Annotated in this window: 14 protein-coding genes; 3 read left to right on the top strand and 11 right to left on the bottom strand. The window is 32.9% G+C overall.

Features of this window, described 5'->3' with window-relative positions:
* Positions 1-37: 37 nt before the first annotated feature.
* Positions 38-763 (top strand): NAD(P)-dependent oxidoreductase, encoded by a 726-nt coding sequence (locus ACFFGA_RS14035; protein WP_386064959.1) that lies wholly within the window; start codon positions 38-40, stop codon positions 761-763.
* A gap of 271 nt (positions 764-1,034) precedes the next feature.
* Here the strand turns inward: ACFFGA_RS14035 and ACFFGA_RS14030 are convergent, their stop codons facing one another.
* From ACFFGA_RS14030 to ACFFGA_RS13995, 8 genes are all read right to left on the bottom strand, one after another.
* Entirely contained in the window at positions 1,035-2,648 is a 1,614-nt protein-coding gene (locus ACFFGA_RS14030) for a hypothetical protein (protein ID WP_386064958.1), read from the bottom strand.
* Between the two features lie 730 nt (positions 2,649-3,378).
* On the bottom strand, positions 3,379-4,110 hold the full coding sequence (locus tag ACFFGA_RS14025; protein WP_386064957.1) for a hypothetical protein: 732 nt from the start codon (positions 4,108-4,110) through the stop codon (positions 3,379-3,381).
* A gap of 43 nt (positions 4,111-4,153) precedes the next feature.
* Positions 4,154-5,971 carry an adenylate/guanylate cyclase domain-containing protein gene (locus ACFFGA_RS14020; RefSeq protein WP_386064956.1) on the bottom strand — a complete coding sequence of 606 codons (1,818 nt, stop codon included), beginning with the start codon at positions 5,969-5,971 and terminating at the stop codon, positions 4,154-4,156.
* Positions 5,958-7,088, bottom strand: a complete 1,131-nt coding sequence (locus ACFFGA_RS14015; RefSeq protein WP_386064955.1) for a hypothetical protein — start codon at positions 7,086-7,088, stop codon at positions 5,958-5,960. Before ACFFGA_RS14015 ends, ACFFGA_RS14020 begins: the two co-directional genes overlap by 14 nt.
* A gap of 402 nt (positions 7,089-7,490) precedes the next feature.
* Positions 7,491-7,670 (bottom strand): cold-shock protein, encoded by a 180-nt coding sequence (locus tag ACFFGA_RS14010; RefSeq protein ID WP_386065182.1) that lies wholly within the window; start codon positions 7,668-7,670, stop codon positions 7,491-7,493.
* Positions 7,671-7,753: 83 nt separating this feature from the next.
* Positions 7,754-8,872 (bottom strand): DEAD/DEAH box helicase, encoded by a 1,119-nt coding sequence (locus ACFFGA_RS14005; protein WP_386064954.1) that lies wholly within the window; start codon positions 8,870-8,872, stop codon positions 7,754-7,756.
* A gap of 26 nt (positions 8,873-8,898) precedes the next feature.
* On the bottom strand, positions 8,899-10,452 hold the full coding sequence (locus tag ACFFGA_RS14000) for a DEAD/DEAH box helicase (RefSeq protein ID WP_386064953.1): 1,554 nt from the start codon (positions 10,450-10,452) through the stop codon (positions 8,899-8,901).
* 102 nt (positions 10,453-10,554) lie between these two features.
* Complete coding sequence (locus ACFFGA_RS13995; protein WP_386064952.1) at positions 10,555-10,980, bottom strand: PepSY-like domain-containing protein; 426 nt, start codon at positions 10,978-10,980, stop codon at positions 10,555-10,557.
* A 199-nt stretch (positions 10,981-11,179) separates the two neighbouring features.
* Between ACFFGA_RS13995 and ACFFGA_RS13990 the strand changes: the two genes are divergently transcribed.
* Together ACFFGA_RS13990 and ACFFGA_RS13985 are read left to right on the top strand one after the other, a co-directional pair.
* On the top strand, positions 11,180-12,112 hold the full coding sequence (locus ACFFGA_RS13990) for a peptidoglycan DD-metalloendopeptidase family protein (protein WP_386064951.1): 933 nt from the start codon (positions 11,180-11,182) through the stop codon (positions 12,110-12,112).
* Positions 12,113-12,150: 38 nt separating this feature from the next.
* A complete protein-coding gene (locus ACFFGA_RS13985; protein WP_386064950.1) occupies positions 12,151-14,376 on the top strand; it encodes a type IA DNA topoisomerase in 2,226 nt (741 codons plus the stop codon).
* On the opposite strand, the gene ACFFGA_RS13980 is transcribed toward ACFFGA_RS13985, so the two are convergent.
* The 3 genes from ACFFGA_RS13980 to ACFFGA_RS13970 form a co-directional block, all read right to left on the bottom strand.
* Complete coding sequence (locus tag ACFFGA_RS13980; RefSeq protein ID WP_386064949.1) at positions 14,365-14,832, bottom strand: GyrI-like domain-containing protein; 468 nt, start codon at positions 14,830-14,832, stop codon at positions 14,365-14,367. The two genes, ACFFGA_RS13985 and ACFFGA_RS13980, sit on opposite strands and share 12 nt — an antisense overlap.
* A 64-nt stretch (positions 14,833-14,896) precedes the next feature.
* Entirely contained in the window at positions 14,897-15,352 is a 456-nt protein-coding gene (locus ACFFGA_RS13975; protein ID WP_386064948.1) for a cold-shock protein, read from the bottom strand.
* Positions 15,353-15,508: 156 nt separating this feature from the next.
* Complete coding sequence (locus ACFFGA_RS13970) at positions 15,509-15,967, bottom strand: DUF4251 domain-containing protein (RefSeq protein WP_386064947.1); 459 nt, start codon at positions 15,965-15,967, stop codon at positions 15,509-15,511.
* Between the last annotated feature and the right edge of the window lie 4 nt (positions 15,968-15,971).

Here is a 15,971-nt window from a genome sequence, read left to right as displayed (position 1 = left end):
GTCTTTAAAATACATTAATCAATCAAAAAAAATCAACATGACAGTATTAGTAGTAGGAGCAAGTGGTGCCACAGGTAGTAAATTAGTAGAACAGTTGCTTGTTCAAAATCAGAAGGTAAAAGTTATTGTAAGATCACCAGAAAAGTTACCAGAATCTTGGAAAACTAACGACAATTTACAGATTATCACTGCAAGTGTTTTAGACTTAAGCGAAGCAGAAATGCGTACTATTGTTAGCGACTGTGATGCTGTAGCATCGTGCCTTGGACATAACCTAACGTTTAAAGGCATCTATGGACAACCAAGGAAATTAGTTACAGATGCTACGAGACGTTTATGCGATGCTATAAAAGCAAATCATCCGCAAAGCACAACAAAGTTTGTTTTAATGAACACTACAGGCAATCGTAATCGCGATTTAAAAGAACCTATTTCTTTTGCTCAAAAATGTGTTATTGGTTTACTGCGTTTGTTGTTACCACCTCATGTGGATAATGAAAAAGCAGCAGACTATTTACGCACTCAAATTGGACAAAATGACAATTATATAGAATGGGCTGCTGTAAGACCAGATGGCTTAATTAATGAAGATACTGTTACACCTTATGAGATTCACCCATCACCAACACGAAGTGCTATTTTCAACGCAGGTAAAGTAAGCCGTATTAATGTAGCGCACTTTATGGCAAGTTTAATTTCTGATAAAAACTTATGGAATAAATGGAAAGGGCAGATGCCAGTGATTTATGGTAAAAATTATTAAAAATGTTTCATAATGTACTAGCGTTATGTAAATATGGGCTTTATTCGCGAGATTTCTATTTTTAATTAATGAGTTCATGAATCTTGAATGAGATAAGTGACTGCGCAAGCTTCGTCGAATCTCACTCTTCGATTTGGTTAAAAGCGCATGTTAGTACTTATGTTTCTGAAAAATTTATTTCTAAAAGTTTATTTACAATGTTAATGGAACACTCTTTTTCGCACGGGTAGAGTAGTGGAGTAAATGTGTGTGGAATGGATTAATCATTATATTAAAATCCTATGTCAAACTTATAGATTAATTTATTTATACTTTGCCTTAATGAATTGATTTTTATTAATTTATAACCATAATCATCAACTTCAACAGGAATTTCAAAAGTAAAATTGTTAATATATCTACATAACGGATTCTCAAAAGTATTTTTAAAATCAATACTAAATGCTCTTATGAAGTCCCATATTAGCCGCCTTGCAAAAGGTGATTCTGAATTGTTTTCGAAATCTCTAACACATTCAATAAAATAAGCAACTTCGTCTAATTCAATAATAAGGTTAGGTGATAGCTCCTTATATATGTCGTTTGATATAAACCTATTACCCAGAAAGAAATGAATAAAATGAGGGGAATATGTATAGATTTTTGCTGGGTTGTTTTTTATAGCTTTACTGACCCTTTCTCTAAATTTGTTAAGTGAGAAACTTTGTTCAAAATATAAGACTAGAATTTGTTCGAAAGAATCTAAAGAATCAAAATGTTTTTGATATTTTTTTCTGTTGGATGACTTTAAGTGCTTCTTTTTTGGTATCAAAGATTTGTTATTAATTTGGCCAGCGATTAAAAGAAATGCTTGATATAATTCATAATTTTTTATTTCCTTTCTCCATTTTGAAAAAATAATTTCCACTTTCTTTATTTTTCCAAATAATAATAAATCAGAAATCAATTTGGCATAAACTATATCTTTACTAGTTGAGTCTAATCTTGATAAGCTATTATTTGCATATGAAATAGATTTATCAATGTCTTGATCAATCATTAGTACAGATTTAATAGAGTAGTAATCTTCATTTTTTGATTCACATTTATCAAACCATTTAATTGCTTCTTTTTCTTTACCTATTGATATCAAACATTTAGCAACAGTTAAGTTACTAGTTTCTGTTCTTTTTAAAGTTGAAAATATACTAGTGTCAAAAATTGCAATTGCAAGAAAAATAATTGCAATAATTATATTAACATAAGTCAAAACGTTTAAGTTCCCTGTAGTCACATTTCTGTAAATATCTGAATAACCTAAGTTGTAAAAATTCCTTATGAATTCGAAGAAATTTTTCTTTTCAATAAGGAATGAGGAAGAATTAAATAGATATTCATTGAAATAGGCAGTTCCAATACAAGTTAAACCAAATAAGAATATGAAGAGTATATAACTTAAGTAAATGTTTAGATTTGACGTTTTAAGCTTGTTAGTTACACTTCTAATACCAATTATGTGACTAATTCCAAACAAAATAATGCCTATCTCAAAAAATACAATTACAATATTAGAATATTGATAATCAAAATAATACTTACCCAGAAAAATGAAGATTATAGATTGTGATAGCACAAAAAATATAAATAATAATAAGTATATGGGATATCTTAAATAGAAATACGAACCGTAAACATTATCATCTCTAATTTTGCGAGGGAGAGTAATTATAGTTGAAATGCTGCTTGGCAACCAATATATTATTTTGGAAAAGTCATGCGCAATAGTTGAAATTGCTTGTTTAATTCCTTCCTTTTTAAAGGATAGATATAAAAATCTTTTAGAGGTTGATTTTGTTAATAGTAAATATATAAATGCTCCAATAAGATAAAAGATAATAAATGCCATATAATTTATTTCTATGCTTATAGATTTAAAATTAGTAAAATATCTAACCAAAGGAAGTTATTTCTTTACAAATGAGGACAAGCCTAGACAGTACTAATATTAAATTATCAATTTCATATATAAATGTTCTGAAAATACAGGCTTTGGTATAAGCTCATATCAGTATAGGTTTTCAGAAAAATTCATTTAAAATAGTTTATTTATCAGCTAATGGAACACTATCTTTCTGAAATCGAGATACGAGATTAATGATTACTTATTTAATAAAGTAGAAACCACATGAGTAAAGAGTTGAATAGTAGCAAAAATGTGTGTGGAATGAATAAGAATTAAAAGTATTAATGACACATCGATACTTTTCATTAGTATTATTTGAATTTCTGTCAGCGATTTTATTAAAAACTAAATGAATTATCAGTTGGTCTTACATTTGATTTAAGGAAATCAAATAAATAGATTTATGAGTACTGTAATTTAATGCCCAAGTACTGTATATTGTAATGGAATTATGAACACTGTGGGATATTTTACATACTTTTAAAATGAGAAGATCCTGAGGATGTTTTCATTTTAAAACAAATTATAGGTTACATGTTTATTAGAACTTCTAATCGTTTTATATTTAATCATCCACTGGATAATCAAATATTAAAAGTGTCCTATAATTTATATTATGTAAAATAGTATTTTTTGAACCTGTACTCTGTTAATGCAAAATACAATAAGTGTATTATTCTGTAGCAACACCCATTTTAGCTTTTAAATCTTTTTTTGCACTTTGTAAATCATAATAAAAGCCATTGACAATATCACCATAGGCTTTAATGTATATAAATCGTAAGGATGCAATTCTTGCTTTATGGTTTTCGTCTTCAAGTAAATACTTAACACAATCTGTTTTACAACTAAAATCTGTAATCAATTCTGAATACCAAGGTTGTGTTTTTTCAAGAATTTCGAGATTACTTGTTATTTTATCATAAATAATACGTTCAATATCACTGATGTTCTTAAAGTATAATTTATAAGTGCCACTCAAATCAATAAGTTTTTCTGAGGCTTTGGTGTCGTCTAATTTGGCATTATCTACCCAATTTACTATATGTTCATCGAGACCTAGTTCTGTGACTTCAAACAATATCATTGAAAAAACATTCTTACCAGCGGCTTTGTTTTCATCATATTCGCGTTCCAAGTATTTTAAATACACCTGATCTAAGGTGTCTAATTCTTTTCTAAAATAATCTACAGTCGCTATATCACGATCTAATTGCACCAAAACCTTTTCTTGTAAGTTTCTGTTGATGTTGGCTATTTGGCGGTCATTATTCCAATTGTTAATCCATAACGCAATAAGAATACCAATAACAACAAGGATAATTTCACCAAAGGCATAAACTAAATAATTAGTTAGCTGTTTGCCCTTTAATAGCCTATATCTAATTTTATTAAATAATTTCATGGGATTAAAGTACAAAAAAACTGCAGTCTGGTAGCTTTATGTATTAGGTATAATTCACAAAATACATATTCAATTCACCTCTGTTTTTTACAGCTAGTTTTCCTCTGTATTCGCAATTAAATGCGTGTTGCACCATTTTATAAGTATCCTCAGAGATATTGATGCGTCCTGGTTCGGAATTACTTTCCATACGCGAAGCAATATTAACGGTATCTCCCCAAATGTCGTAAGCAAACTTTTTGGTACCCACTACTCCAGCTACAACAGGTCCTGTGTTGATGCCAATTCTTATATCAAAAGTAGCATCGGTTATGTCTTCTTGTTTGGCCTTGGTAACAAATGCATTCATTTCATTGGCTGCCAAAACCATTTGTTCGGCATGTTTATCGTTGTCAAAATTCAAACCTCCTGCAGCCATATAAGCATCACCTATGGTTTTTATTTTCTCTAGACCGTATTTTTCCATAATTAAATCGAAATGCGAAAAATAATAATCTATCGTTTTTACCAAATCTTCTGGTGATAGGTTTTCTGCATAGCTTGTAAAGCCTTTAAAATCCGAAAATAACACCGTTACAGACGGGAACTTCTTAGCTACCACTCTCCCATTATCTTTGAGCTCTTGGGCTGTGTCTTCGGGTAAAATGTTTAATAACAAGTCGTCTGAGCGTTGCTTTTCGGCAGCAATGATTTTATTGGTCGCCTTTACGAATTTGTGGCGTTTAAATAAGCTATAAGCCAGTAAACCTATAAGGAATAAGACACCTACAGATGCCCACATTAGAACATTTTGGGTTTTTTGTTTTTGATTGGCTAATTCTGCTTCAGTTTGAGCTTTACTCGTCATAGCATTACCAATTCTTTGAACTTCTTCTATATTTCTTACACTGTCCCTATAAATAATATAATCTTTGTAATGACGATGTGCTAGTTCTATATTACCTGCTTTTTCATATAATTCTGAAAGTTTAAGATTGGCATCACTTATTTCTTTTTTTAAACCATTTTTCTTTGATAGAGTATGACCTCGATTTGCATATTTAAATGCCAAATCAAAATTTTCTTTATCGGCATATATATCAGCTAAATAAGTGAGGTAGATAGATATCGCATAGTAATCGTCCAATTCTTCTAAAATTGTAATAGCCTCATTTATGTTATTTTCGGCAAGTACGTCTTTATTTTGCTCAGCATAGACTATGCCTATATTACCAAGATTATAGGCTCTCCCCATTGCATTATTCAATTTTTTGAAAATAAGGCTCGACTCTTTAAAATAGACTAATGCCTCATCATACTTTTGATAGGTAATAGACCAATCACCAGCATTCAAAAGTGCGGATGCTAGATTTGTTGAATCAGGAATTTTTCTTAAAACCTCAATACCATTATTATAATATAGCCCTGCAAATTCATTATTTTCCATAGCAGCATAAGTGTCTGCTATAGATATCTGGAGGTAGCCCATAGAACGTTTGTCTTTAGCCTTTTCAGCGTAATGAAGACTTTTAAGAAATGCATCTATAGCTTTTGAATTATTTCCTTTGAAATATAGTGCGTTGCCTTTTGCTAAATAACCATTTTTAAATGCCTCTAAAGATGAATCTTTAGGCTTAACAGCTTCGGCTTTATCAATTAGAATATTGGCATAAGCAAGAATAGAATCTGGATTGGTCTCAGATTCGGTAATTTTAGTAAGGATTCTAAATTCAGTTAGACTGTAATTTCCTGTTTTTAATAAATTTTTAAGATAATCTGCTTTCTTTTGGTTCTGACCACCAACAATTTGAAGGCAACATAAAAAAAGACCTATCCTAAAATAGGTCTTAACTTTATTAAGATAGATCTTATCTTGTACCATCGGCTTTCATTCTGATCTTAGGATCAACAGTAAAAGTTTGAGTATTAAAAGGCATAGGAGCCACATCAGTCCATAGATTAGCTGCATAGCTACTCATATGTTTTACTTGCGGACCATAAAAAATAATTGGACCTTTAGAGTTGTTTCCTGCAATACCTTCGATAACAAACGGAGCATTTGCCACCGAATTCCATGTGTTATTGGCATAGCTATTCATGTAAGCTACTTGTGAGCCAGCGTAAGCAACAACGCCATGGGAATTGTTACCTGCAATGCCTTCGATATCAAATGGTGCTGGTGCAACGGTTTGCCAAACATTGTTTTGATAACTGTTCATATAGGCTACTTGATTTCCTGAATAAACAATGGCACCAGCTGTATTTTCTCCGGCTATACCTTCAATATCAAAGGGAGCTTTAGCAACTTCATGCCAAACATTTTCGGCGTAACTGTTCATATAAGCCACGCGATTACCCGAGTATGCTATGACTCCATGTGCATTATCTCCAGCAATGCCTTCTATTTCAAAAGGTGCAGGTGACAGCAATTGCCAGACATTATTTTGATAACTGTTCATATATGCCACTTGGCTACCTGCATAAACGATTGCTCCATGAGTGTTTTCACCAGCAACCCCTTCTATTTCAAAAGGCGCATCCGAAACCACTTGCCAAACATTGTTTTGATAACTATTCATAAAAGCTACTTTATTGCCTAGATAAGCAATAGGTCCATATTCGTTATTGCCAGCAATACCTTCATAGCCAGCTAATCCTATAGTGATACTGTAACTTTCTTCGTCACCATCACTAAAACCGTTACTTTTTATTTTAGCTGTGTACTTGTTAATTCCGTCTCCTCTACGAAGGTCTTTAAGTATTTTAGAGCCTCCATCCGCTTTGACATCTTGAAAGAACACTGGAGTTGTTCCATTTAAGGCAATGGCAGTCCATGTGATTTTCTTATTCTTATAAACGGTTGAAACATAATTAGCTGGATCGCCTGGACTTAACGGATCGCCTAAATCGTCTGAAAATACTACTGTAGTATTGGTATTACCACTGTTAATTGCCGCTGTATCCACTGTTACAGTGACATTTGTGTCTTTTGCACTCATAATTTCTAATTTTTAATTGATTAATAGCTAAATTTTAAGGTATAAGGGAATTATGAATAATGGAGAATAACTACTGGTATTCCATGGCTAAAGATTTTTCCGTAAGACGTAATGTAAGCACTATCATTTCATGTATTTTAATGACCATCTTTAAACTTCGTTAAGGTTTAGCTGTCTAGAAGAAGGGCTCTAAAAATATATATTGTGGTCTAAATGGGATAACAAGAAACAGGGCTGTGTTCTTGAAGATTAAGGTGATTTAAATGTAAGCAATAATTTTATGATAACCTAATAAGAAGACCTTAAAACTTATTGATATTCAAAAAGATAAAGACGTTAAAACAAAAAAAGCCCATCACATAGTGATGAGCCTCCATAATTTTAGGTTAAGCTAAATATATCTTAGATAACTTTTACGTTTACTGCGTTTAGTCCTTTTTTGCCTTCTGTAAGAGTGTATTCAGCTTTATCTCCTTCGCGAATTTCGTCTACCAATCCAGAAATGTGAACAAAATGATCTGTGTTTGAACCTTCTTCTGTAATAAAGCCGAAACCCTTGTCATTGTTGAAGAATTTTACTATTCATGTACTCATTGTAATATAATTTTAGCATTAATTACAAAGTGTATTCCAACAATGATGCAATGAATATTTTAAGAATAGGATTACAGCGTAATCTCACTAAACACAATACCTAAAGCTTTTTGGGTTTCAATGACTTTTTGCATCTCTCTTGGAATTATTAAGGCAATGGATTGTCCTGTTTTACCTGCTCTTGCTGTTCTTCCACTGCGATGTGTATAATAATCTAAATGTTCTGGCAACTGATGATGTAGCACAAAGGCGAGATTATTAACATCGATTCCTCTTGCAGAAACATCCGTAGAAATTAAAACTTGAAGACTCTCATTTTTAAACGCACGCATCACTTTATCGCGTTCCTTTTGCTGCATATCTCCTTCTAAAGCTGCAACTGAAAAACCTTCGTGTTGCAATTGTTGTGCTAAATTTTTTGTTCCCGCTTTTGTTCTACAGAAGATAATACCACGTTCGTCTTGTCGCTTTTCCAAAATTCGGATAATCATATTAAGCTTATCCTTAATATTTGTCTGAATATAATGATGCGAAATGTTAGCGTTTACCAAAGTATTCTTGTTCACCTCTACTCTAACGGCATCTGGCGACATGTATGTTTTTATAATACGTTGAATTTCTTCTGGCATGGTTGCTGAAAACAGCCAAGTATTTCGCTTTGTTGTATTGTACTTTAATATTTTATTAAGATCTTCTTTAAAACCCATGCTAAGCATTTCATCAGCTTCGTCTAAAACCAAAGTTTTTACAGTAGAAATATCTACAGCTCCACGCTCTACCAAATCTAGTAAGCGTCCTGGTGTAGCCACAACAATATGTGTGGCTCTGGTTAAGGCTTTTATTTGTCGATCCATTTTCTCACCACCATAGACACCTTCAACAAAGATTTTACCATCAATATATTTAGTAAACTTAAAGAGCTGCTTCTTTATCTGTTGTACCAATTCTCTTGTTGGTGCAATGATAAGGGCTTGTACGTTATCCTCATTTTTATCAATGCTATGCAGCACTGGTAAGCCAAAGGCTGCTGTTTTACCTGTTCCGGTTTGTGCTAAACCAATCAAATCGGTCTTAGATTCTAACAAAACAGGAATAACGGCCTCTTGTATCTCTGTTGGATTTACAATACCGAGTTCTTTTAGACCTTTTATATACGATTTATGAATGCCTAATTCTGAAAATGTTGCCATAATAAATATGTTGTGTTATAAGGAAATTAATCCTCTGGTGGATGCCCATGAATTTCTTCAAACTTTTCGTCAAAGTTGGCACGTAAATATGAATTCAATTTCTGCTTATAATCGTCTTTTAACCATTTTAAGAAGTTATGCGTGCTTTTACTGATACACTTGGCATAGATTTCAATACGCATATTAATATCATCTTTTAGCAATTTTGCCAAAGCAATGGCATCATACACATCTTCACTGTTTTCTATGCAAATTTTGGCGTGCTGTTCAATGGAACGTTCTAGCACTACTTTAGAGGATTCACCTGCATCTACAGCGTCTTTGTAGGTTTGTCTAATATCAAAATACGTGTTTTCAGATTTTGAAAACTCATCTTTAATATCATCTGACAATTCGTGTTTAAAATTCGCTTCGATTGATTCATCATCCTTAATACGGTCTGCAAACCAGTTTGGTGATTTAAAAATAAGTTGCCAGTCTAAATCTGCTCCCCAAGGTCCAAATCTATAGAGGTTATTTCCTAAGTCAATTACTGTAAATTTAGACTTGTTATTAAGAATACGCGAGCCTCTACCAATCATCTGGTAGTATAATGTCAACGATTTTGTAGCTCTGTTAAGGATGATAGTATCTATAGTTGGCTCATCAAAACCAGTGGTTAAAATACTTACCGAAGTCAGTATAGCATTTGGTGTATTATGAAACCATTCTAAAATTTGCTTACGTTGTTTTTTGGTTGCAGTATTGTCTAAGTGCATTATTGGCAAACCTGCTTCTCTAAATGCATAATACACACTAATAGATGTGTTTATACCATTGTTAAAGATAAGGGTCTTCTTCCCTAGCGAATGTTTTTTGTAAGCGTCTATGGTTTTTTGCAACATCGCTGGACTAGAGTATAAATCTTCAGAAGATTTTACGGTATAGTCACCATTAGAACCCACTTCTAATGAAGTTAAACTCATATCATAAGCATAGGTTTCGCAACGTGCTAAAAACTCATTTTCTATAAGGTTTTCAATGGTTTCACCTGCAATGAGTTCATCGTAATTGTCTTTCATTGGAAGTTCTTTGTTAGAACTCAATGGTGTTGCGGTAACACCAAGGATAAAGGAATTTTCAAAAAACTTAAACAGTTTTGTAAATGAGTTGTAATGTGCTTCATCTATAATCACTAAACCAACATCAGAAATGTCGAGTTTCTCTTCATTAAGGCGGTTATTTAGGGTTTCTACCATGGCCACAAAGCACGAGTAATCGGCTTGGTCATCTAGGTTAGCTTTACTATTTACCACTTTATTGGTAACACCAAAACTTGTAAGCATTTTAGAGGTCTGATTGCACAACTCAATTCTGTGAGTCATTACCAATACTTTTTTATTATGATTTTTTAAGTATTGGCGAACCATTTCAGAAAAAATAACCGTTTTTCCACCACCAGTTGGTAGTTGGTATAGTAAGTGATAATCGTCTGGAGCGTTATCAAATTTGTCAAAAATCTGACTTATGGCTCCTTGTTGGTATTCGTATAATTCTTTATCGGTTTTCTTTTCTTGAATCGCTTGGTTTGTTTCAGACATAAATGGAGTTTAATTTTTAAGAAAGTGCAAATTTACAACACTTTGAGGCATAAAAAAAGCATCAGTAGTTATTGATGCTTTTTTATGGTGAGTGTTATTTTTTTAATTGATTATAGTGCCATCAGCTCTAAACTCTACATCTTTGTTTTTACCTTTTTGTTTAAACTCCACATCATAGAATTCTCCTTTTGTTGCACTTTGCACCTTCTCTACTTCTGTAATGTCTTCATCTTTAAACTTACTTTCAATTACCTTTTTAATAGCTTTCGGTAAGTCTTTTTTATCAATACTGGTTTCGGTTTCTACCCAACTACCATCAGCTTTAAAGTCAGCTCGGTACTTTATGCCATCAATTTTAAAGTTGGCTTCATAATAGCCATTAGCATCTTTATGCCAATCCGGATCGTTTTCTCCAGGATATTTAGATTGAAAAGTTTTTTTAACAGCATCTGGCGCTTGTGCGCTTGCATTGGTATTGCAGTTAAATGCTAAAACGATAACAAATATTGGTATTAATAATTTTTTCAAAATTTAAGTTTTTTGGGTTCTCGTATAAATTAAGGAAAATAATGCAGAACTATAAAGGTTTTAACAAGACCTTAAGTTTAACATATTGACAACATCTGTTAATAAATTTTAGACGTAACAGAAACACATATGTTAAACAATATTAGTTTTACGTTTTCGTTAGAAAAACTGAATAGCTATTAAGATTATTTTTTATTACATGAAGTACATTTTTTTCTGCATTGCCCTTATTATTACAACCTCCTTATGTTTTGCCCAAGAAAATTCCTCAGAGAATTCAATTAAGATAAAATTACCCACCACTCTTGAAAAAAGCTTGATTATTCAAGAGGTTGAAATTGCAATCCAACCTAAATCTAAAACAGATTTAGAAACACCTCTTGATATTAAAGCCGAGTATTGGGATACAACTGTATATAATCCTTACAGACAACTGGTATCGGAATTTCCGATTGAGATTACCTTTACTGATAGTACCTATGCCTCTCCTGTTCCACACCCTAAGGTTGTAACATCGCGCTATGGTTGGCGCAGAGGACGACCTCATAAAGGTATTGATATAGATTTGGTAACAGGCGATTCTGTGGTTTCTATACTCGATGGCATTGTGCGTTTTGCACAATATAGTCGTGGTCATGGCAAAACGGTTGTTGTGCGCCATTTCAACGGATTAGAAACCACCTATGCACATTTATCCCATATTGCTGTAAAAGCTAATGACACTATTGCTAAAGGGGAATACCTTGGTAAAGGTGGAAATACTGGACGCTCTAGAGGTAGTCATTTGCATTTAGTAACGAGCTATAAAGGCGAGTATATTCATCCAGATTACTTATTTAATTTTGATGATTCCAATGCCATTCGCTCACAGAAAATTTGGGTAACACGCAAATGGACCAGACCTAGTTACCATAGCTCTAAACAGTTAACAAGACTTACACTTTTTGAAACTAAAGAAGCGGCTTTAGCAAGTTTAGAAAAAATGCGTAAAGTTTATGTGGTACGAAAAGGAGATACCTTATCTCGAATTTCCAAACGTAACAATACTACTATTACTGCCATTTGTAGAACGAATAAAATAAAGAAATCTTCGACATTGAGAATTGGTCAAAAATTAATTTTAGAGCTTTAATTTTCGTTAATTTGTAGCCTCAATAAATTAGTTTCCTTTTGAAAGTTTGTATAGCCGAAAAACCAAGTGTAGCGAGAGAAATTGCAGCAGTATTAGGAGCCAACACTAAGCGTGATGGTTACTTTGAAGGCAATGGTTATGCAGTAACCTATACGTTTGGCCATTTATGCACACTCTATGAACCAAGCGATTACAAACCGTACTGGAAAAGTTGGGATTTAAATAACTTACCCATGCTTCCTGATAAATTTCAGGTTAAGGTTGCCGATAATGAAGGTATTAAAAAGCAATTTAATATTGTAAAGTCTCTTTTTGATAAAGCTGAAGTTGTCATAAACTGTGGTGATGCTGGTCAAGAAGGAGAATTAATACAACGTTGGGTAATCAATGAAGCAAATTATAAAGGTGAAGTAAAACGCTTGTGGATTTCGTCCCTTACAACTGAAGCTATAAAGGAAGGATTTAAGAATTTAAAGCCCTCTGAAAACTACGACAACCTTTACTACGCTGGTTTTTCAAGATCTATTGGAGATTGGCTTTTAGGTATTAATGCCACACGATTATATACTGTAAAACATGGTGGTTATAAGCAAGTGCTTTCTGTTGGAAGAGTTCAAACTCCTACGCTTGCGATGCTTGTTAATCGTTATAAAGAAATTGAAAACTTTGTGCCGCAACCTTATTGGGAATTGCAAACCATGTATAGAGATACCTTATTTAGCTATGAAGAAGGGCGTTTCTTAAAAATGGAAGATGGTGAAGTTTTGGCCAATAAAGTAAAAGAGCACGATTTTGAAATTGTTTCAATTACCAAAAAGAAAGGTACCGAATATGCACCAAAACTTTTTGATCTTACAGGTTTGCAGGTTTACTGCAATACTAAGTTTGGATTTTCGGCAGACGATACCTTAAAAATAGCTCAAAAACTATACGAAAAAAAGGCCGTTACCTATCCTAGAGTTGATACTACTTTTTTACCAAATGACGTGTATCCAAAAGTAAAAGGCATTTTATCTAAACTTACTGATTACTCGAGCCTTACTACACCTTTATTAAACAAAAAAATAAAGAAGTCAGCTAAGGTGTTTAACGATAAAAAAGTAACCGACCACCATGCTATAATTCCAACCGGAATGCAAACGCATCTGCAATACAATGAGCAACAAGTTTATGATATTATTGTAAAGCGTTTTATAGCTGTTTTTTATGATGATTGTAAAGTTTCTAATACAACCGTTATTGGAAAAGCAGCTGATGTAAATTTTAAAACTACAGGTAAAGAAATCTTATCTAAAGGTTGGCGCGTTGTTTTTGAGTCAGATGCTACTAAAAGCAAAGGCGAATCTATTCTACCAACCTTTACAAAGGGTGAAAAAGGACCACATGAGCCTTCATTTTTAGAAAAGCAGACCAAACCACCAAAACAATACACAGAGGCTTCTCTCCTTCGAGCCATGGAAACTGCTGGCAAACAAGTGGATGATGACGAATTAAGGGACTTAATGAAAGAGAATGGTATTGGTCGTCCTTCTACACGTGCTAATATTATTGAAACACTTTTTAAACGCAAATACATAAAGCGAAATAAAAAACAGATTTTACCTACGGTTACTGGGATTCAACTCATAGACACTATACAAAACGAATTACTGAAGTCCGCTGAATTAACCGGAACTTGGGAAAAGCAATTAAAGGATATTGAAAAAGGTGAAATTAGCGCTAATGCCTTTATAAAAGGTATGAAACGTATGGTCGATGCCTTAGTCTATGAAGTAAGAAGTGAAAAAGTACAAACTAGAATCTCTGCTGTAAACAATAAGCCAGTTTCCTACACAAAATCGAAGGTAAAGTCGAAGTCTAAAGCAGAAACATTGGTTGGCGCTTCGTGTCCTAAATGCAAAGCCGGACAGCTTTTAAAAGGAAAATTGGCTTATGGTTGCAACTTGTATGGCAAGTCTTGTGATTTTACACTACCGTTTAGTTATGGAGATAAAAAGATTTCAGAAAATCAGTATTTGCGCTTACTAAGTAAAGGCTCAACAGTAAACTTAAAAGGCTTTAAAGTAGATGGTAAATCTATTGATGGCTTATTACGTTTTGATGATGATTTTAAGCTAAAGTTAGAGCCTAAGCAAACTAAGTCAAAAACTGTAAAAGCTGGTGATGCTTGTCCTAAGTGTAAAACAGGCAAAATTTTAAAAGGCAAAGCTGCCTTTGGCTGTAGCAATTATAAGGTTGGTTGTGATTATCGATTAGCTTTTTAATTTTATCGGTACATAAAAATCCTCTTCAGAATCTGGACTTCCGTTTTTGTATTTTTCTCCCATTACTTGAAAATGTGGTCTGTCATCTATTTGATAACCTGAATTTGGTAACCAGTCTGTCATAATCCTTTGATAAGTCGCAGATGCATCCATACCTTTATGAGGAATCACAGCATATAAACCTTCAGGAATTGTATTAGATAACATTCCTTCTGGAATTACCTTCAAATCCGCTACTTCTACACAAGCCCAAATATCAAAAGGTTTTTCAAAGTTTCCAAAACCTGAATAGTCTTGCAATGCAATTAATTCAGTATTTAAAGCATTTAGAATTTCCTTTTTTTTAGGCATAAATTGTTTCCATAACGCTACAATATTGCCGTATTCATGTTGCAACATCTTACTTTTTAGTCCAATGACTTTTTTCTCTTGTAGGTTTACAATTCTAGAATTCATAAACGATTGCATATAAAAAAAGCCACTATCTAAGATAATGGCTATATATGTTGTTATATAATTACTAAGCTTTCTTCACTTTTACAGCATTCATGCCACGTTGTCCCTTTTCAAGTTCAAAAGTAACTTTATCGTTCTCCATGATTTCATCAATAATACCACTGACATGCGTAAAATGTTTTTCGTTTGTTTCGGTATCTATAATAAATCCGAAACCTTTAGAGCTATCGTAAAACGAAACTTTCCCTTTTCTAACAGGATCAAATTCCTCATCACTATCTTCTTTTTGAGGAACGCCAAGGACAATATTTTTGGCTTTAACCTTTACTTTTAATGAAGGATCTGGTGGAGTGTCAGTAAGGTTTCCATTATGGTCTACATAGGCCAAAGGAATACCAGTTGTACCACTTTCTTCTTTTTCGAGTTTACGCGCTTCCATTTTCTTACGCTTATCTTCTCGCTTTTTTAATCTTTTTTTTTCTTTTTCGCTTTTACTAAATGTTTGTTGTGATCTACCCATTCGTTGTTTTAAAATTAATACTTAATGCTTATGAAAATATTGACAATGCATACAAGTTAATTTAATTAACAATGAATAAATTTCAACCTAATAATAATCTCAGGATAAGATTATAAGTGTAGTTATCTTCAATAAACTGATTACAAAGATACTAATTTATATGCTTTTAAGCTTTCCTAGCTGTGTAATCTTATTAACACCCGTTTCAACAGTTAAAATAGCATTGCCATTTGGCTTAATATCAATATAAACTGTCATTTTGTTTACACTAAACTGAATGGCTATATTTTGCATATCGTCATTGAAGTTTACATTATAATTTGAGATGTCTCCATCAATTTTAACCGTTTCAGTATCAGAGCTCAACATTGATAAACTACCAATGCCTTTAGATTCATTAATGCTTAAAGAGTTTGTATCGCCATCAACTCTTTTTCTTCCTGCATCGCTAAACACAACCTCTCCTACGAATTCAAAGTTTTTAGACTTTACTAAAGCTTTTATAGTATTGTAAGTGGATTGAAATTGCTCTTTTTGAGTGGTTTTAGATTGTGCATCTACAAAAGTAGTTGCCGAAAAACTAAACAATAGCGCGAGTATAATTATATGTTTCATGACT

It is taken from the genome of Winogradskyella pulchriflava (genome assembly GCF_042434315.1).
Classification (GTDB): Bacteria; Bacteroidota; Bacteroidia; order Flavobacteriales; family Flavobacteriaceae; genus Winogradskyella; species Winogradskyella pulchriflava.
Note: the sequence above shows the minus strand (reverse complement) of the source record. Positions and strands in the feature narration are given on the sequence as shown.